Raw genomic sequence first — 20,073 nt, forward strand, 5'->3', positions numbered from 1 at the left:
GAATCCGGCAGTAATTATTCAGAATTATTAGAATGGTGAAAGGTGGCCGCGTGCCAAAAAATTAGTTTGGCTTATACAATATGTGTTGAGAATGGCGTTGTAAGGGAGTTCTTTTTAAAACAGAACTTAACCTTTCAGATGCCTATGACACACAACTTTACACCGAACGATCTCCTCCGTTTCCTTTACAGGGAAACAAGTCCTGCCGAAGATTCCTCCATTAAAAAGTGGATTACTGAAGATGCCGCAGCGGCCCAGCTGTTTCAGAAACTTGCAGACACCAGCAATGCTCTTGATATGGCAGAAATGGAGCCCAGCGAGTCTTCCATAAATATTATCCTGGATTTCAGCAAGGAAACTGCTCATGAGGAGAGCCATGCATAAAACATGCTGCAGGCTCAGAACTAAATCCACTCCGTAAATTTCACGTTCAAATAGAGATCAATTCATTCCTTTTCATTTTCGATAGGAGTTGGTCTGAGCAGTGTTATCTTTGTTCATGACCCGGAAGGAGCGATATGAAGGCATTCTTGCTTACTTTGAACAGCATCAACCAAATGCAGCGACTGAACTCGACTATGAATCACCTTTTCAATTATTGGTGTCGGTTATCCTTTCTGCTCAGTGCACCGACAAGCGGGTGAATTTAACGACACCTGCTTTATTTGCAAGATTCCCTGATCCCGAAACCCTGTCAAAGGCAACTGCTGAAGAAGTATTTCCGCTGGTGAAAAGTATCAGTTATCCAAACAACAAGGCAAAATTTTTAGTAGCCATGGCAAAGATGCTGATTGAAAAATTCAACGGTGAAGTGCCTTCTGATATAGACCAGTTGCAATTGCTTCCCGGAGTCGGACGGAAAACAGCCAATGTAATCGCCTCTTGCGTTTTTAACCAGCCCAAAATGGCGGTAGATACCCATGTTTTCCGGGTATCGGCAAGGTTGGGATTGACAAAAGGAGCAAAGAATCCGCTTCAGACGGAACTGCAATTAATCAGGCATATTCCCGAAGATAAAATTTATCTCGCTCATCACTGGCTGATTTTACATGGAAGATATGTTTGCCTGGCAAGAAGCCCGAAGTGCAGTGAATGTGCAATCAGGCAGTTTTGTAGTTATTATGAAAAGCTCGAAAAGAAGAATTTTCTGAGGCAAAATAGAACTGTCAAAGCTTCTACTGCACAAAATAGTTCACTACCGGAATAATTGGAATACAAAAAGAAAGGCGCTTCATTTTGAGGCGCCTTTCTTATAGAATGTGGTGAGAGCCAGAGTTGAACTGGCGACACACGGATTTTCAGTCCGTTGCTCTACCAACTGAGCTATCCCACCGAAACCCTTCGAATTAAACAGCTTGTTTGAAACAGCCATTTTCGAAAGGACTGCAAAAGTAATCGTTTTAGTAAAAAAGAAAAATCGTTAAACCGGAATATTCCATGAAATCGAAATAATATGGCTAGATTTCTAAGGGAATCTTTAAAAAAAGAGAGATTTCAGTAGATAAGATTGACAAAGTTTCTTTGTTTTTCGATTCCGCAATTTTCACCAAGATGCCATCATCCTTCAGGAGGTAAAGACTGAAATACTCAGCTTGATGTTTTTTCATTAAGATGCTGTCAATGGAAGTAAGGGGATACGAATAAATCTTTTGCAGATATCCGAGGTGCTTATAAATGCAGTAGCAGTTGGAATCACGCTTATCGAAGACCACCATTCCGTTGGCTGATAAAATCCATACTCCGGCAAATAATATGATGGTTGATAGTGCCAGGGGTATTACAGCAAAAGTGGCATCGAGAAATCCTCTGAAGAGCATGGAGCAAACGAAAGTAATAGTACCTACTATAAAAACCGGGTTCCACACTTTATTGCGAATACTTACCATCATCAGGTGTTGCTCCGCATTTTCTTTGATTATCGGAGCATTTACATAATTCAACCACCGTATTGTTTTTTTCAAACCGTTTGATTTTGAAGGAACAAAAATGAATGTAAAATTTTAATCGACGTATTTTGTCGACGCTTAAATAATACCTTTCCCAATAATGCTTTCCGAACGTCAGTTATTTCTAAGGCATGTTGCCCAAACTTCCGATGCACCTATGATGCTGGAGATTGAACGGGCGGAAGGTATCTATTTATACGATGTAAATGGCAAAGCATACATTGACCTTATCTCCGGTATAAGCGTAAGCAGTATTGGTCACCTGCATCCGGATGTGATTAACGCTATCGGAGCCCAGCTGAAAAAGTATTTACACTTGATGGTATATGGTGAATTTGTGCAATCGCCGCAAGTTAAGTATGCTGCATTGCTTACAGCTTTTCTGCCCGAAAAATTAAACACGGTCTATTTTACCAATTCGGGAACAGAAGCTACGGAAGGCGCGATGAAACTTGCAAAACGGCTGACAGGCAGAACTTCCTTTGTTTCGTTTCATAATTCTTATCATGGTCATACGCAGGGTGCTTTAAGCATTATGGGCAATGAATACTGGAAGCAGGCCTTTCGTCCATTATTGCCAGGTAATCAATTGTTGAATTTTAACGATCAATTTGGATTGGAGAAAATCACCACTGAAACGGCAGCGGTTATAATGGAGCCTGTGCAGGCGGAAGCGGGTATCGTTCTTCCTTCACATGATTTTCTTAAGCTGATAAGGTCGCGCTGCACTGAAACAGGAACATTATTGATTCTTGATGAGATTCAAACGGGTATGGGCCGCACAGGCACATTGTTTTGTTTTGAGCAATACGGAATCGTTCCTGATATTCTTTTAACTGCAAAAGCATTTGGAGGTGGAATGCCTTTAGGTGCTTTTATTTCTTCATCAGAAAATATGCAATCATTAACCCATGATCCTGTTCTCGGACACTTAACTACATTTGGCGGTCATCCGGTATCGTGCGCGGCCGGTCATGCTGCACTGGAAGTTTTATTGAAAGAAAATTTGATGTCCGGTGTTGAATACCGTCGCAGTCTATTCCAAAAATATCTTGTACATCCTGCAATCAAATCATTCAGAAGTATTGGATTGCTGATAGCACTTCAATTTGAAGAAGAAGTATTCTGCAAAAAAGTGATTGCGAATTGCATCGCGTCGGGAGTAATTACAGATTGGTTTTTATTTAACGGAAGCTGCCTGCGAATTGCTCCGCCGTTGTTAATAACTGAAATAGAAATAGTATGCGCTTGTGAATTGATCCTTCAGGCAATAGAAAAGACAAGCAATCAATCATGAAAGCATCAGTGGACAACTTTTACTTTCAATTCAGGCTGTGTAGTTGTTTGTCATTAGCTCCTTTTATTTCATTGTGCATCCTCGTTTCTTCCTGTAAGAAGGAAAAGACAACTTTTGTTTTTGCTGAACTTAATTCAGGGATCAGTCATGACCTGAATGATATTTATTTTGTAAATGACTCAACAGGTTATACCTGCGGAGGTGACCGTTACATCGAAGGAAATATTTTAAAAACAACTGACGGAGGCGCAACCTGGATGCCGCAGGGTGAAAACCTTGAAAAGGCGCTGAACCGTATAAATTTTATTAGTTCCGATACCGGATTTATTGTTGGCATTGACGGTAAAATGTACAAAACGCTTGATGGAGGAAATACTTATATTCTGTATCAATCGGGAAGGTATCAACCACTCCATGATGTTTGGATGTTAAATGCGCATAAAGGATTTTGTTGCGGAGGTGATGGTTATAAGACCGGATATATTTACACTACAAATGATGGAGGAGATAGTTGGAGCATTGATACCTTTCCGCAGGAATTCAGAAGTCTTTTTTTTACTGACGAAGAAACCGGTTTTGTGGCAGGATATGGTGCCATCTTCAAAACAATTGATGGCGGTGTAAACTGGCAATTCACAACTGCCAGTGGTGATTTTTTTCAATCTGTTTATTTTACAAATGGGCAGACAGGTTATGTAGTGGGTAGTGAAGGCACAATTTTGAAAACAACCGATGGTGGAACAAATTGGAAACACCTTCGCAACGGAAATAACCTGCTTCAGGAAACATGGCACCTGGAACAAATTGTATTTCGGAATTCTACTGAGGGTTATATCATTGGGGAGAAAGGACTTTTTTTGAAAACAACAAACGCAGGCGAATCGTGGGAAGAGGTAGAAAATGCACCTTTAATTAACCTGCATGGAATCTCTTTGACGGAAGATGGAGGATATTTGTGCGGAGAAGGTGGGAAAATTTACAGATTTCTGGAGTGATGGTTACCAGGGAGACGCGTTAAGGCACGGAGAATGATTTGATGATTATCTTTTATTTTCAACCAAATAATTCTTCACATATCATTGAGAAAAAATGTTGATTTACTTTGGTTTTCATAATTGTATTCTTCACCAAATATTAATACTCACAATTTACATTGCATGTTAACTATCGATCCAAAAGAAATTTCAGTTGCGCACCTTCATGGATACATGTTGTCATCCATCGCACCGCGACCAATTGCATTTGCAAGCACTGTAGATAAAGAAGGCAGACCAAATCTTTCACCATTCAGTTTTTTTAATGCTTTCGGGAGCAATCCTCCCACACTTATTTTTTCCCCGGCAAGACGTGTTCGTGATAACACCACTAAACATACGCTCGATAATATTCTGGAAGTTCCTGAAGTGGTGATCAATACAGTGAATTATAATATGGTGCATCAGACTTCTCTTTCAAGCGTGGAGTTTGCAAAAGACGTGAATGAATTTGAGAAGGCAGGATTCAGTCCGGTTCCATCAGAAAGAATAAAACCATTTCGGGTGAAGGAATCTCCCGTGCAATTTGAATGCAAGGTGATCGAAGTAAAACCAATGGGAGATCAGGGCGGAGCAGCTAACCTGATTATTTGTGAAATAATATTGATGCACATCAGCGAATCGGTACTTAATGATCAGTCGCGCATTGATCAGCATAAAATGGATCTGGTTGCGCGTTTGGGAGGTGATTACTACGTACGTGCTTCCGGTTCTTCATTGTTTGAAGTACATAAACCCAATACCAAACCTGCTATTGGCATTGATCAGCTTCCTGCTCTTATCAGAAACAGCAAGGTACTAACTGGTAATAATCTCGGACAATTAGGAAATGCTGAACATCTTCCATCCAAAGAAGAGTTAGCGACAGTGAATGTATTCGAAGCTATGAATGAATTGATGGAACGATTTAACAATGATGCAGAATCCCTGGAATACCATCGTCATCTGCTCGCGAAAGAATATTTGGATGAAGGAAAGTTACTGGAAGGGTGGAAAGTTTTGCTGGGGTAGCGTTTAGTGGTGGGTTCTGTGGGGGGAGCGTGTTGTATGTTTTAAGTTTTCGCAAAGAAAAAAAAAGAAAAAAAAAAAAAAAAAAAAAAGGGAAAAAAAAAAAGGGGGGAGACGCGGAAAAAAAAAAAAACTCACTTAAACTTGAGCATTAAAGTTATAAAGAGTATCAAATTGCTGTTGATCGGTATTGAAAATATAAACAACCTGATTGGATTGTAATACATAATTATCATTCAGTGAATAGTGAATTAATGGATCATTGTTGGTGTCATTTTTTGGGTCATGAGTAAAGTCCTTATAAAGCATAGGTTAAATGTTATAAGTGTAAAATAGGAAATTATGAAGTAATGAAGGGAACGGAGTTGCGGTTTTTTAGCTTTTTATAAATTTCACTCTTATGCTTTTATTTTGGGTTTTCATTTCTAAAAAATAGATACCTGTAAGCAAAGCTGCAATGTTTATAAAGGGCGGTATTTTATCCACTTTCAATATACTTCTGCCGTATACATCAAAAATTTCAAGCTGTACTGGTTGTTCAGTAAATTGTGTTGCATAGGAAAGTTGCAATTGATTTTGTGCAGGGTTAGGGAAGACTGTAAGCGATGTTTCTGTTGCAGAAATATTTTCAATTCCCACATTGTAATTCACATTCCATCCAATGTCTTTTAAAATCCCCATTACAATGGGTCCGGGATCATGCACTGCATTGGAAGCACCGGCAAAAGGCGTCATCAGTTCATTGATGTTGCCTGCGGGATAAGTGGATTCATTCAGGTGGAGCAAGCTGGAACCCAGTGAAAAAGTAGTTGGTGCATACATTCTTGGCTTCACACCGCCATTCATCAGCAAAGCATTTTCACCATCAAAATAAATTTGATTGCCAGTGAATTGGCTTTTCAATTCAGTAGAAGGATTCGGAAAGGTGATTAGAAAATTACCACTTGCATCTTCAAGCTTAGCATCAAAAATGCCTGGCAATGTGTCGAGATCCGGCCATGGAAATGAAGTAACAATAGGTGCGAAATCGGCAGCCTGTAATAGTCCAAATGAGCCATTGGTGCCCACTACTTTTCCCAATCCAACAAAGCCTAATCCGTGACATATTTCATGAAGCACGATAGATACCAGATCATATTTACCACCGGGACAATTTCCATCAACACCATAATACCAACTGGTCGTACTGTTCAGATAAAGATCAAAATCAAATTCGCCCGGATTCAATTCTATTCCCGCAATTGAATTGGCAAGTGATGTAGCATACCAGGTATTAGGTTGCGGCGCATCTGTAAAATCTTTTCTTCCATTGGGCAACGTAATACCTAACAAGCCAGGCACCAATGGCACGAAGTACGTATTCACTTTAATACTCACGGTTGAATTGAGCAATGATGACCAGATGTCAGCTGCAAACTGAAAGGCTGTTTGTGCTTCAGTTGTATATCCGTTGTAGGTAATTGAAAAAGATGCCGAGCGTATACCTTCACTAAAACTTGCCGGAGGTGGAATGTAAACCGGTTCCTGCGTTTCACCTGCCCTTATATCGTCGGGGTTGAAATGAGTTTGTGCAATGGATATTGTGGAAGCCAGCAATAAGAAAATTAAAAAACAACAGGATGCAGGTAAGTGAAATTTCATTTTTGCCAGGCTTAACTTTTAATGGATGATTGCTGAAGGCTGTTGACTAAAGATATGAATTTGCAACTTACTATGTAGCTTCGGCCCAAATACCTTTCCATGAAAAAAAATTGTTTGCTCCTCCTTGCAATGTTATTGTGTAGTGTATTGCAGGCGCAAAAACCTGATCTGAAAAGCCAGGTGCCTTTAGATTCAAATGTTAGAATGGGCGTGTTAAGTAATGGATTGACATACTATGTGCGCAGGAATGTAAAACCCGAGCATCGGGCAGAATTGCGACTTGTGGTAAATGCAGGATCTATTTTGGAATCTGATCAGCAACAGGGACTGGCGCATTTTTGTGAACACATGGCCTTTAATGGAACTGCCAATTTTCAAAAGAGCGAATTGGTTGATTTTCTTGAACGGACAGGAATGCGGTTTGGTGCCGACTTAAATGCATACACCAGTTTTGATGAAACAGTGTATATGTTGCAAATTCCGACAGATACAGAAAAAATATTTTTGAAAGGTATGCAGGTCTTGCAGGATTGGGCGCAGGCAGTTTCCTTTGATGAAGAGGAAATTGACAAAGAACGTGGTGTTGTAGTAGAAGAGTGGAGACTTGGACAAGGCGCCAATGAGCGAATGAACCGGAAATATTATCCCATACTATTCCATGATTCCAGATATGCAGAGCGGCTTCCTATCGGGAAAAAGGAAGTCATAGAAAATGCTCCGTATGATACGCTGCGGAATTTTTATAAAACATGGTACCGCCCTGATCTGATGGCTGTGGTTGCTGTAGGTGATTTTGATCCTGCCAAAGTGGAAGCTGTGATCAAAGAAAAATTTTCATCACTCCGGAATCCGAAACCGGAAAAATCTCGAATACTGTATCCTGTTCCCGATCATCAAAACCTGTTGGTGAGTATAGCGACAGATAAAGAAGCCACTTACACTTCTGTTTCGGTTGAGTATAAACTTCCGCGCGAAGAGTTAAAAACGATTAAAGACTATCGTGCCAGCCTTTTGTCAGAATTGTACGGCATCATGAGTGACCACCGTTACAGTGAACTTGTGCAACAAGCGGATCCGCCATTTACTTACGGCTCTTCCGGATACGGTTCGCTCGCGCGCACGAAAGCTGACTTCAGCAATTTTGCAATCGTGAAGGATGGCGGCGTGGAGCGCGGGTTGCAGGCGCTGCTCGAAGAGAATGAACGCATCCTTCGCTACGGATTTACTGAAACAGAATTGCAACGTGCAAAAAATGAAATGCTTCGAAATACAGAACGTGCATTTAATGAAAGAAATAAAACGGAATCGCGCAATTTCGCTTCTGAATATATCCGGTTATATCTTTATCAAATTCCCTCACCTGGTATTGAATGGGAATATAAAAATCAACAACAGTTGCTTGCTGATGTAAAGTTGAATGAAGTGAATGTGCTCGCAGCAAAATGGATCAGCAATGGCGATAATTGTGTGATTGGTATTTCCGCTCCTGAAAAAGAAGGTGTTATTATTCCTACAGAAAATCGTATCCGCGAAATTTTCGATGCAAGTCATTCACGGCAGGTAACCGCATATGTAGATAAAACAATTGATCAGCCATTGATTGAAGTGCAGCCTGTATCTTCCATCGTAATTAAAGAAAGTAAAATACCGCTATATAACATCACTGAATGGATGCTCGGAAATGGTGTTAAGGTAATTTTGAAACCAACGGATTTTAAGAATGATGAGGTTTCCATGAATGGATACAGTTGGGGAGGCACCTCTTTGTATGATGACAAGGATTATCTGTCTGCTGTTTACGCGCCGGGAATCATCAGCAGTTCCGGCATCGGAAATTATGATGCGATAATGTTGGAGAAATTCCTGAGCGATAAAGTAGTTTCTGTTTCACCATCTATCAGCGAATTGCAGCAAGCTATTGGCGGAAGTGCCTCGGTTGCTGATCTTGAAACGATGTTGCAACTCGTTTATCTTTATTTCACTTCGCCCCGAAAGGATAGTGTTGCATTTCAGTCCACCATTGCGCAGGACCTTGCATTCCTGCAAAATCAACATGCAAGTCCGGAAGCTACCTTCAGAGATACCATTCAGTTGGTGATGAATCAACACAACTTTCGTTTTCAACCTATGGATGCATCAAAATTGCAACAGGTGAATCTTAACCGTGCTTTTGAAATTTATAAAGAACGGTTTGCAAATGCCACCGGCTGGACTTTCGTATTCGTTGGAAATTTTGAATTGGAAAAAATCCGTCCACTTATAGAAAAGTATTTGGGTGGAATTGCGAAAACTGAAAAAATACAAACCTATCGTGATCTTCACATCAGACCGCCAGCAGGCAAACTGGAAAAGAAAGTGATGATAGGCAGTGAGCCTAAAAGCGCGGTGCGGATTATTTTTGGTGGTAAGTTCGATTACACACGTGAACATCGGAATGAAGTGACCGCTTTACTGCGTCTTGTGAATATGAAACTTCGAGAAATGATGCGTGAAGATATGAGCGGAGTATATGGCGTAAGCATTTCGCCTTCCTTAAAACATTATCCGGAGAGCAGGTATCAGTTTTCGCTTTCATTCGGCTGTGCGCCAGAACATGTTGACGAATTAGTAAAAGCTGCAATGGCCGTAATAGATTCAGTAAAGAAAAATGGCTGCAATGATGTAGATCTGTTGAAGGTGAAAGAGCAACTGATTAAAGAAAGAGAACTGAATCTGAAACAGAATAATTTTTGGCTGAGTGCATTGGTTCAAGGCGATATGAATGGAGAAAGTATCCTTGAATTGAAAAACTTTCAAACTCAGGTGGAAAGTTTTACCTCAGGTGAATTTAAGCGATTGGCCAACACTTATTTTGAAGGTGCTGATATTGCGAAGTTCGTCTTATATCCGGCGAAATAAGAACGGGTAAAAAGAGCAACAGCATTCTTTCAATACTAAAAAAAGATTCGTCAATCAGAATTTAAAACTCTGCAAAAAGGAAGTATTGAAATTTCCATCACGGAAATTCTTATCCTTCATCAATGCAAGATGAAATGGAATGGTTGTTTTAACACCTTCAATTACATATTCACTCAGTGCGCGTTCCATAGTAGCAATGGCTTCAATACGTGTTTGAGCCACCGTAATAATCTTCGCAATCAGTGAATCGTAGTAAGGTGTGATGGTATAGCCGTCATAAATGTGGGAATCAATTCGAACTCCATGACCGCCCGGAGTGTGCAGCGTAGTGATTTTTCCAGGGCTCGGACGAAAATCGTTGTGCGGATCTTCGGCATTGATGCGGCACTCGATAGCATGCATCGTTGGAAAATAATTTTTCCCGGAAATAGGTTCTCCGGCAGCAATTTTTATTTGTTCTTTAATCAGATCATAATTGATCACTTCTTCCGTAACCGGATGTTCCACCTGAATACGTGTATTCATTTCCATAAAGTAGAAGTTGCGGTGTTTATCTACCAGAAATTCTACAGTACCAACGCCTTCATAACGGATAGCTTTGCAGGCCTTAATAGCAGCAGCGCCCATTTTTTCACGCAGTTGCTGAGTTACAAAGGGTGAAGGACTTTCCTCCAATAATTTTTGATGACGGCGCTGAATGGAGCAATCACGTTCAGATAAATGACAGGCCTTTCCATACTGATCACCTGCTACCTGTATTTCTATGTGACGCGGTTCTTCCACATATTTTTCAAGGTAAACACCATCGTTGCCAAACGAAGCACCTGCTTCGGTCCGCGCCATGTTGAATGCATTCTCATATTCTTCTTCGTTCCACACAATGCGCATTCCTTTTCCACCACCACCTGCAGTAGCTTTAAGAATGACAGGGTAACCAATTTTTTTTGCGGTCTTCTTTCCTTCTTTAACATCTGCAATGAGTCCTTCGGAGCCCGGAATTACAGGAACACCGGCTTTCTTCATCGTATCCTTGGCCGTAATCTTATCACCCATCATCGCAATCTGATGTGGTGTAGGGCCAATAAATTTAATTCCGTAATGACCGCAGATCTCTGCAAATTTTTCATTTTCTGATAAAAATCCGTAGCCGGGATGAATGGCATCGGCGCCGGTGATTTCCGCGGCGGCCATGATCTTGGCCATGCTCAGGTACGATTCTTTTCCCGGAGGCGGGCCGATGCAAACGGCTTCATCTGCAAATTTTACGTGCAATGATTCACGATCCGCAGTAGAATAGACGCTGACTGTTTTTATTCCCATTTCGCGGCAAGTGCGAATAATACGCAAAGCAATTTCGCCGCGGTTTGCTATCAGTACTTTATTTAATGGTCTGTTTTTGGCCACAAACTATTTTTTTGAGAGGTTGATGAAATGAAAATCCGGTTTAAAAATGATTCCGCGGTTTTCAGATCAGAGTGGTTCAATCAGGAATAAAGGTTGATCATATTCCACCGGTTTTGCATTTTCCATCAAAACCTTCACGATACGACCTGAATATTCCGATTCAATTTCATTGAACAGTTTCATCGCTTCCACAATGCAGAGCACCATTCCGGGTTTTATTTCGTCGCCAACATTTACGAAGGCAGGTTTATCCGGCGTAGAAGAACGGTAAAACGTACCAATCATCGGCGATTTGATGGTGACAAGGTTTGAAGTATCTGCTGCTGTTTCAGTTTTTGAAATAGCCGGTGTTTCCTGTGCATTGGAAGTAGCAGGCGGAGCAGTAACTGTTGTGGCAGGAGGAAGGTTAACCGTTTCCTGTCTTACATACTGCACAGGTCCGTTTTGATCCTGTGTGCGAAGCATGATTTTGAAGTTATCGCGCTCGATCCGGATTTCCGAGATGTTTGACTTGTTGAGGAGCTTAATGAGTTCCTGTATTTCTTTTAGATCCATTTTGAAATGGGTTGTTTTTTTTATGAAATGCATTATTGCAAAATGAAGCGCAATAATTCAATTGGTCAAGGTGCGAAAGATAGCCATTTATCGCAAAATGGGTAGGAAAAGTCTAATGGGATGAAGGCATTGTGAAGCTGGATTCTTCTCCCGACTCGCGGGATCAGAATGGCAGCGTCGCTGGGAAGCTGCTTTTTCTGCCAAGAATGAAAAAGGAATATGATGGGATATATTCTTCGCTGTGCTAAGAATGGCAAAGAACGTTCCCCGTCTTATTTTTTATTGCGAATTACTTTATCCAGGATATCGAGCGCTTCTTCCATTTCATCAAAAGTGAGGGATGCAAAACCCATTCGCGTCGCGTTCAGATTTTTATGCTCCGGATTAAAAAGCCGGCCTGAAGAAAGGAACAATTCTTTCTCGCGCACCTTTTTGGAAATTTCCTGTAAGTTATATTCAGGATTAAAACGGGCCCAGATAGCCATGCCTCCAGACGGCATGTGAAAGTTGATGACGTCGGCAAAACGGTCTTTCAGCAGTGCTGCAAAGTAGTCACGACGTGCATGATAAATTTTTGTTGCTTTTTTCTGGTGGCGTTGAATTTCACCTTCCGCAAATAATTCTGCAATCGCCTTTTCCAACACGGTATCTCCCTGCAAATCAATCACCCGCCGGAGACGTGCCATTTCTTCTATCAGGTTTTCAGGCGCCACTACAAAGCCAACACGAAATGCGGGTGCAAGACTTTTACTCAATGATCCTATATACACCACCATACCATGTGTATCCGCGCTGGCGAGCGGTAACACGGGTCCGCTGTCGTAGTGATAATCGAAATCGTAATCATCTTCCAGCACTGCAAATTTGTGTTCTTCAGCAAGGCAAAGTAATTGCATGCGCCGTTCTGCCTTTAATGAAACCGTAGTTGGATTGTGATGGTGGGGTGTAATAAAGACTGCTCTGATTTTTGTTTTATTACATACTTTCTCAAGCGCATCCACCACCATTCCATTTTCATCAACGGGCACTCTAATTAACTTCGCACCGATATTTTGGAACATCGCGGTAGCTGAATAATAACTTGTTTCTCCCACTACCACCACATCACCTTGTTTAAGTATTGATTGACTGGCGAGATACAACGCCATCATGCTGCCACGCGTAAGCAGTATATTCTCTTCTGCTGCCTGAATGCCTCTTGTTTCACGGAGGTGTTCTGACAATGCCTTTCGCAAATCACTATTGCCATGGGTGCCTGCATAGCTCAGGTATTTCTTGTAATGTTCTTTTTGCAATAAGTTACGATACGTTCTGGATAATGCTTCTACAGGAGCAATACGCACATCCGGATACCCCTCATTGATTTCGAGGTAATAAGGTTTTACAAAATGCGGTGCCGGAAGAAATTTATTTTTCCCTACCGGAAATCCGGTGTGCTTCGGAAAACCAATCGGCAGACCATCACGGCTTACCAGTTTTTTTCCACGTACTTCAGGCATGGATTCCTTAACATAGGTGCCGCTGTAGGGAATAATTTCAATCCAGCCCTGCGCATCCAGTTCATCCAGTGCCGCGACGATGGTTTGCCTATGAACCTCCAACGTTTTTGCGAGCTCCCGTGTGCCCGGTAATTTAGAACCCGGCTTAAGAATACCTTTCTTAATCTGCACAATCATCTTATTGGCGATTTGCAGGTAAACAGGTGTGCTGCACTCTTTATCCAGGTCGATCACTGCTTTTAATGAAAACATAACTGGACCATTTGGTTTATGAAAACTGGTATACTCAGGTAGTCCAACAAAGATATAGCTTTGCATCGTAATTTAAATCATTAGTTATGAAAACCCTGAAATCAATTCTGTTCTTAGTGATCCTGTTAACCACACAATTAACTTACGGCGCAGGAAATGAAGGCTGCCATCCTGACACAACAAGTGTTCAGTTATCGGTATTGAATTCACAACAACAATTGGACTACTTGCAATGTCAATCTTTGTTGGTGGGCGTAAATATTCCTTCTCTGGGAACCAATGTTACTTTGAAACTCGGAAAGGAAAAGCACATGCTTGACCTGATGCAGTTGGAAACTGAAATGCTGAATGCTTCGTTGCTTACCACCAACGTAAAACAACTGCAAAGCACTTTGAACAATCGTTTACCGGTTCAATAGTAAACAGACGGGTAAGCAACCGGTTACCTTTGCATTGCAGTTTTAACCTTCTTAAATCCACTAATCTTAACTACATGCATTCAGCTACATTAGTAAAAGCATACGCAGCCCTTGCCTCTGTTTGCTTTTTTTGGGGAACTACTTACCTGGCCATCCGGATAGGTGTGGACAGCATGCCGCCATTCCTGTTTGCCGGTGTGCGGTTTCTGATAGCAGGAGGATTGGTGAGCTTATATTTTATGCTGAAAAAAACACCATTGCCTTCTCTGCAGGAATGGAAGAATATCTTACTCATCAGTCTCTTGTTTTTTGTGATAGGAAACAGCAGTGTGGTGCATGCTGAGCAACATATCTCCAGCGGACTGGCAGCATTGATTTGTTCAGCCATACCAATTTGGGTGGTGCTGATTAACCTGCTGTTGAGTAAATCTGAAAAAGTGAATTCTTTGATTGTAACCGGTTTGGTGATTGGCTTTGGCGGATTAGTGATGATCTTCTACGACAACCTGGGAGATCTTTCAAATCCTGCTTTGTTATTTAGTCTTGCTTATTTATTGTTTGGAAATATTGCATGGTCTTACGGAACGGTATATTCTAAAAAGATAAAATGGAATACGCCATTTATGTTTGCTGCAGGTCTGCAGATGTTGATTGCAGGCATCTTGCTTTCTATAGCCGGATTATTTTCCGGTGAAGCCGCATCATTCCATCCAACAGTAAATGGTTGGATGGCATTGCTCTATCTTGCCTTGATTGGATCAATCGTGAGTTATGGTGCATATCTCTATGCATTAACCCATCTTCCATCCACTATTGTTTCATTGTATGCTTATGTAAATCCTGTGGTGGCAGTGCTGCTTGGTTTTTTATTGTTGCATGAAAAATTCGGAATCCTGACTCTGCTGGCGATGGTGATTACCATTGCAGGAGTTTACCTGGTAAATGCAGGATTTAAACAGAAGAAAGATCAACCATCACTGTTAAGAAAACTAAGTATGGTTCCGGCGTTACTGAAGCTATGGTGATGCAAAAGGGTCAGAAAAAGTAATACAAACGCTCACGAGTTTCTTTCTTTTCGCGAGTAAGTCGTTCCAATTAAAGCGTCCTTGCCATAAGGATTCTTCGAACTATCAGGCCTTTGCAATTATTTCTATTAAAATAATAATTACTAACCGTTGGAGATTGCTTCTCCCGCCATCAACATTGCAACAAATCATAGTGTGTGCATGTCGGGATCGCTCGAAGAGTCCTTTGGGCAATGACGTTATTGATTTACGGAATCAGCCTGCGCTCCGGCATTGCCGAAACCATTTAGCCATTCAACCATTTAACCATCAACTCACCTTGCTTTCAATTTCCAACACTACTTCGTTTTATCCTTCGCCGCAGGCACAGCAGGGATTGTTTTCTCCTCTGTCTTCAACAATTCCATGATCACTTCCAAACCTTTATTCAGTTGTTGATCAATGCCAACATAAGCCAATGCAGGATCCTGATCAACAATAATATCCGGATCAACACCATGACCTTCAATCAGCCAACCTGATGAATCATAAGGTGCAAATTCAGGACGGTCGAGAAATCCTCCATCCATGATGGGTAATGTTCCGCGGATACCAACCACACCGCCCCAGGTTCTCTTTCCAATCACAGGACCGATCTTCAATTTTTTGAATCGGTAAGAAATAATATCTCCGTCAGATGCTGAATACTCATCTGTCAGCAACACCTTGGGACCATAAAGCATTGTAGGATCCGGATTACCGATTTGATTTCTTGACATATTGTAATAAACCAGGTCGAGCGACAAACGTTGCGCAACCAAAGAAGATACAAAGCCTCCACCGTTTCCACGATCATCGACAATCAATGCCTTCTTATTCAATTGCGGATAATAATGTTTGATGAATTCATTCAATCCATCAGCGCCCATATTTGGAATGTGGAGATACCCGACTTTTCCTTTAGAAACAGAATCAACATACCGGATATTTTTTTCCACCCAGTTATAATAATAGAGCTGACTCTCATCGCCAATCGGAACCACAATTACTTTTCTGCTGCCATCCATTGACGCTTTACTATTTATGGTAAGTTCCACTTGCTTGTCTGCCGCATCAATGAGCGATGCATAAATATCATTCATTGCATTGGTAGGAGCGCCATTTACAGCAACGATAAAATCTCCGGCTTTTACATTCACGCCCACTTCGGTAAGTGGTGAACGCAGGCCATCACTCCAGTTTGCACCTTGCAGGATTTTTAAAATCTTATAGTATCCGGATGCATCTCTTACCAGCGTTGCTCCAAGCAATCCGGTTCTGATGCGTTCAGGTTCCGGTTTATCACCACCACCCACGTAGGAGTGACCGATGCTAAGTTCGCCTACCATTTCACCAAGAAGATACGTGAGATCAGCGCGATGATTTACATAAGGAACCAGCGATCCGTATTTTGTTTTAATCGCGTTCCAGTCGAGGCCGTGCATGTTGGAAACGTAAAAGAAGTCACGCATCTGCCGCCAGGTTTCGTTAAAAATTTCCTGGTATTCTTCCCGGTGATTTACCATGACTTTCATGCCAGACAAATTCACATTTTTATCCGGTTGTATTTTTCCCATAGGCAAATCGATGATGGAGTAAGTATGTCCTTTAACAACTACCATTTTCTTTTTATCTGCTGAAATCTGGTACATATCATAAGAGCCTAATGCGTCTTCTTTCTTATCCTTGAACTTAAAGATGGAAAGTGTAGATCCCTCTTCTCCTGATTTTGAATGCAGGTAATAGATATTTCCTTCCGCCGACTGAATATTAAAATACTGTGCAGGTTCAACAGGAAATGCAATCAACCGGTTACTGATGCCATCAAGATCAATCTTAACATCAGTTGAAGTGCTTGCTTCGGGTTCTTTTTTAGATTTATCTGATTTAGATTTTGAAGTTGCGGTATTTTCATCTTTTGGTTTTTCTGCCGCTATTACCTCGTTGTTTTCAGGAGCAAAGGGAGAAGGAGTTTCTTTTGAAAGTGTAACGAGGTACAGTTTGCTCATGTTCTGGTAAGAAATCTGAAATTCAATATTGCTGAATGTGGGATTGAAATCACGATCTGAAATCAGCACCAGATATTTTCCGTCTTTGGTGAAAGTAGGTTCGTATGAGTTATACCAGTTGTCAGTAACGGGTGTAGCAATTTTCGTAGAAAGATTATATAGAAAAACCCTGTTGTTGGTTTGCCATTCCGGTCGAACGAAACAAATCCATTTGCTATCAGGTGACCAGTCGTAGAAGTTGTATTCGCCTGTATTGGACGATTCCAGTTGCGTAATAATTTTGGAATCAATATCTACGTATTGCAACTGTTGCTTTCTATCGCTCCACAATATTTTCTTGCTGTCAGGGCTCCACATAAGATGATACTTGTAAACGTCGCCAGTTGTGGTGACAAGAACCGGATCTCCTGTTCCATTTTGTGAACGGATATAAATCTCATCTTCACCACTTGCATCACTTATATAGGCAATCCATTTTGCATCCGGACTCCATACTGCATCACGATCGTGTGCAGTTGATGATTGTGTGAGGTTACGTGTGATGCCTGATTCAGCCGGAACGGTAAATACATCGCCACGTGCAATAAAGAGCATCCTGTTTCCATCAGGCGCAAGGTCCCAGCCTTCAATAAATTTTGATGCATCTACCAATTCATTGCGACTCCAGTTCTGATCGTTATCAATTTCGATATTCACAGGTGTCACTTGTTCATTCTGAAGATTCAGCAAATACAACAATCCGCCTTTTTCAAAAACGATGTCTCTATCGCCCAGTGACGGAAACTTAATGTCGTAGTCCGTGTAGTTTGTGACTTTGCGTGTTTGTTTAGTAGTTACATCATACGTAAAGAGATTCATCGTGCGATCGCGGTCGCTGAGAAAATAGATTTTATCACCGGCCCACATTGGTTGCATGTCCTGTGCAACATTGTTGGTAATGTTTTCCCATGCTTTGTTTTCCAAATTATAGATCCAGACATCGTCTGCCATGCCGCCCTGGTAATATTTCCAGGTTCTGAACTCACGGAATACGCGATTCATTGCCATCTTTTTTCCATCAGGTGAATAGGAACAGAAACCGGCTACGGAAAAAGGAAGCTCTTCAGAAAGGCCACCCTTCATATTTGCCATGAAGAGTTGCCCTTTAAATGCATTGAACGATTGCTTGCGGGAACGATAGACAATGTGCTCATTGTCTTTCCAGGTCATCACAATGTTATTCGGACCCATTCGGTCTGAAAGATCATCACGACCAAGTGTGGCGGTGTATGTCAGGCGCTGCGGAACACCTCCATTCGAGGGAATTACATAGACTTCAGTATTGCCATCAAATTGACCTGTGAAAGCGATGTGTGTTCCATCCGGTGAATAACGGGCAAACATTTCATAACCGATGTCACTGGTAATTTTTCTTGCTACACCTCCGGATTTTAAAACAGTGTAAAGATCTCCGGCGTAGGAAAAGGTAATCCTGTTATCATGAACCGTTGGAAAACGAAAGATTTTTTCCGCAGCAGCATCCTGGGCGACTGTTAATCTTAAATTAGCGGTGACAACAATTAAAAAAAGCAAACAACATTTATACATGGGGATTTGGTTTTGGAATCGGAAATGTACGAAACAAGCAAGATGAAAACGATGGTTTTTTCGACTTATAGCTAAATTTCAACGACAATCATGTTTGATGTGTTATACCACTATTCATTTTCCTGGCAACCACCACCATACAATTTCAGTAATTGATTACGACATTTTTTTGATGGACAATTTTGGATTTAATAAATGGAATAACTTGGACTGTTTTTATGTAACGGTGCTGATGATAATGGTAGCTGACGGTTCAACAGTTGTTAAACAAATTAGTAATGAAGTGGTCTAAACTCTTTCTATTAGCTGTGGTGATGCTTTGTTATCATCTGCTTTTCGCACAGGCAGATCAGCCGGTCTTTTCTCTTTTTTTGATTGGAGATGCAGGTGAACATGCTATTTCAGATACGAGTCATACAAAAACTCTTAGAAAACTTAAATCAGAATTAACAGCCAGTCAGTACCAGGAAAAAAGCGCAGTCATATATCTGGGTGATAACGTTTATCCATGTGGCATGGCGCCGGATAATTTTAAAAATGGTAAAGTAAAATATCAGATCGCACCACAAGTTTGTTGCGGCAGTGTGAATGAGATGACTTCTCTTTCCAACACTGGGAAATTATCGAGTCAATTGGAAGGTCTGGAAGGTTATGATGGAAGCGTATTTATGGTACCCGGCAACCATGATTGGCAAAGAGGTGAGAGAAGAGGGCAGGAATTTGTGATCAATGAGAAAAGAATAGTGGATGAATATTTCAGTGCAGGAAAATTAAAGCACGGTGGATTTTATCCGAAGTCGTCATTCGGACCAAATGATACTTTAATCAAGGCTGAAAAGGGTATCAGTATTCGCCTGATATTTATCGATTCCCAATGGTGGCTTCATGCACACAACCACCATATTAACGGATTGACATCTAAAAATTGGAAAGGGAAGCAGCAAGAGTTAAACGGCTTTCTGAACAAGCTTGATTCGATGGTCTTACAAGCAAAGCACGACCATGAATTTGTAGTGATTGCCGAGCATCATCCAATCTATACTTTTGGAAAGCACAGTACGAAGCTGATAATACCTATTGCCAGATGGAAATTCCAAAATATTGACAGTAAGCCTTATCATTATCTTAGAATCAGGTTAGATTCCATTTGCAATAAATATGCTATTGACAAATTAATATTTGCTGCCGGCCACGATCACAATCTTCAGTATTTCAGATTGCCCAACTATGTTGAAATTGTTAGTGGTGCCGGTTGTAAATGCACAAACGAAAAAGATTGTTCGGAATTTAAAAATATCAAGGTGGAGAAAAATGCGCCGATCAATGAAATGCACGGCGAATTCAATGCGACCGGTTTTTTCAGAGTTGATTATTTCAGTGATAACAGTACAAAGATTTTTATTTGGGAAGATGATCTGGATAAAGAGATTTCACCTTCAGAGCTTAAGGATTTCAGTTATCATAAATAATCCTTTTCGCAC

General features: G+C 41.1%; 15 protein-coding genes and 1 tRNA gene. 9 read left to right on the plus strand and 7 right to left on the minus strand.

What is annotated here, in order from left to right:
- Window positions 1-144: 144 nt before the first annotated feature.
- Window positions 145-384, plus strand: a complete 240-nt coding sequence (locus IPO83_00100; GenBank protein ID MBK9729693.1) for a hypothetical protein — start codon at window positions 145-147, stop codon at window positions 382-384.
- A 115-nt stretch (window positions 385-499) separates the two neighbouring features.
- Window positions 500-1,207 (plus strand): endonuclease III, encoded by a 708-nt coding sequence (gene nth, locus IPO83_00105; GenBank protein ID MBK9729694.1) that lies wholly within the window; start codon window positions 500-502, stop codon window positions 1,205-1,207.
- A 53-nt stretch (window positions 1,208-1,260) separates the two neighbouring features.
- Here the strand turns inward: nth and IPO83_00110 are convergent.
- A tRNA-Phe gene (locus IPO83_00110) sits at window positions 1,261-1,333 on the minus strand.
- A gap of 124 nt (window positions 1,334-1,457) precedes the next feature.
- Window positions 1,458-1,961: a hypothetical protein gene (locus IPO83_00115; GenBank protein ID MBK9729695.1), complete on the minus strand. Its 504-nt coding sequence runs from the start codon at window positions 1,959-1,961 to the stop codon at window positions 1,458-1,460.
- Between the two features lie 85 nt (window positions 1,962-2,046).
- On the opposite strand from IPO83_00115, the gene IPO83_00120 reads away from it, so the two are divergent.
- The 3 genes from IPO83_00120 (at window position 2,047) to IPO83_00130 (ending at window position 5,288) form a co-directional block, all read left to right on the plus strand.
- Window positions 2,047-3,243 (plus strand): aspartate aminotransferase family protein, encoded by a 1,197-nt coding sequence (locus IPO83_00120; GenBank protein MBK9729696.1) that lies wholly within the window; start codon window positions 2,047-2,049, stop codon window positions 3,241-3,243.
- The gene (locus tag IPO83_00125) at window positions 3,240-4,238 is read left to right on the plus strand and encodes a hypothetical protein (protein ID MBK9729697.1); all 999 of its coding nucleotides are present in this window, start codon (window positions 3,240-3,242) and stop codon (window positions 4,236-4,238) included. Before IPO83_00120 ends, IPO83_00125 begins: the two co-directional genes overlap by 4 nt.
- 162 nt (window positions 4,239-4,400) lie before the next feature.
- Window positions 4,401-5,288 carry a flavin reductase family protein gene (locus IPO83_00130; protein MBK9729698.1) on the plus strand — a complete coding sequence of 296 codons (888 nt, stop codon included), beginning with the start codon at window positions 4,401-4,403 and terminating at the stop codon, window positions 5,286-5,288.
- Between the two features lie 372 nt (window positions 5,289-5,660).
- On the opposite strand, the gene IPO83_00135 is transcribed toward IPO83_00130, so the two are convergent.
- On the minus strand, window positions 5,661-6,926 hold the full coding sequence (locus tag IPO83_00135; GenBank protein ID MBK9729699.1) for a T9SS type A sorting domain-containing protein: 1,266 nt from the start codon (window positions 6,924-6,926) through the stop codon (window positions 5,661-5,663).
- A 99-nt stretch (window positions 6,927-7,025) separates the two neighbouring features.
- On the opposite strand from IPO83_00135, the gene IPO83_00140 reads away from it, so the two are divergent.
- The gene (locus tag IPO83_00140) at window positions 7,026-9,824 is read left to right on the plus strand and encodes an insulinase family protein (GenBank protein ID MBK9729700.1); all 2,799 of its coding nucleotides are present in this window, start codon (window positions 7,026-7,028) and stop codon (window positions 9,822-9,824) included.
- A 54-nt stretch (window positions 9,825-9,878) separates the two neighbouring features.
- On the opposite strand, the gene accC is transcribed toward IPO83_00140, so the two are convergent.
- The 3 genes from accC to IPO83_00155 form a co-directional block, all read right to left on the minus strand.
- Window positions 9,879-11,228 carry an acetyl-CoA carboxylase biotin carboxylase subunit gene (gene accC, locus IPO83_00145; protein ID MBK9729701.1) on the minus strand — a complete coding sequence of 450 codons (1,350 nt, stop codon included), beginning with the start codon at window positions 11,226-11,228 and terminating at the stop codon, window positions 9,879-9,881.
- 66 nt (window positions 11,229-11,294) lie between these two features.
- On the minus strand, window positions 11,295-11,783 hold the full coding sequence (accB, locus tag IPO83_00150; protein ID MBK9729702.1) for an acetyl-CoA carboxylase biotin carboxyl carrier protein: 489 nt from the start codon (window positions 11,781-11,783) through the stop codon (window positions 11,295-11,297).
- Window positions 11,784-12,055: 272 nt separating this feature from the next.
- Window positions 12,056-13,534, minus strand: coding sequence for a PLP-dependent aminotransferase family protein (locus IPO83_00155; protein ID MBK9729703.1), 1,479 nt, complete (start codon window positions 13,532-13,534; stop codon window positions 12,056-12,058).
- Window positions 13,535-13,620: 86 nt separating this feature from the next.
- Here IPO83_00155 and IPO83_00160 point away from each other — a divergent pair, with 86 nt between their 5' ends.
- On the plus strand, window positions 13,621-13,953 hold the full coding sequence (locus tag IPO83_00160) for a hypothetical protein (GenBank protein MBK9729704.1): 333 nt from the start codon (window positions 13,621-13,623) through the stop codon (window positions 13,951-13,953).
- Window positions 13,954-14,027: 74 nt separating this feature from the next.
- Window positions 14,028-14,978: an EamA family transporter gene (locus IPO83_00165; protein MBK9729705.1), complete on the plus strand. Its 951-nt coding sequence runs from the start codon at window positions 14,028-14,030 to the stop codon at window positions 14,976-14,978.
- Window positions 14,979-15,316: 338 nt separating this feature from the next.
- On the opposite strand, the gene IPO83_00170 is transcribed toward IPO83_00165, so the two are convergent.
- Window positions 15,317-18,592, minus strand: coding sequence for a PD40 domain-containing protein (locus IPO83_00170; GenBank protein MBK9729706.1), 3,276 nt, complete (start codon window positions 18,590-18,592; stop codon window positions 15,317-15,319).
- A gap of 278 nt (window positions 18,593-18,870) precedes the next feature.
- Between IPO83_00170 and IPO83_00175 the strand changes: the two genes are divergently transcribed.
- Window positions 18,871-20,061: a metallophosphoesterase gene (locus tag IPO83_00175; GenBank protein MBK9729707.1), complete on the plus strand. Its 1,191-nt coding sequence runs from the start codon at window positions 18,871-18,873 to the stop codon at window positions 20,059-20,061.
- The last annotated feature ends 12 nt before the right edge of the window (window positions 20,062-20,073 follow it).

This window comes from Chitinophagaceae bacterium (genome assembly GCA_016717285.1).
Lineage (GTDB): Bacteria > Bacteroidota > Bacteroidia > Chitinophagales > UBA10324 > JACCZZ01.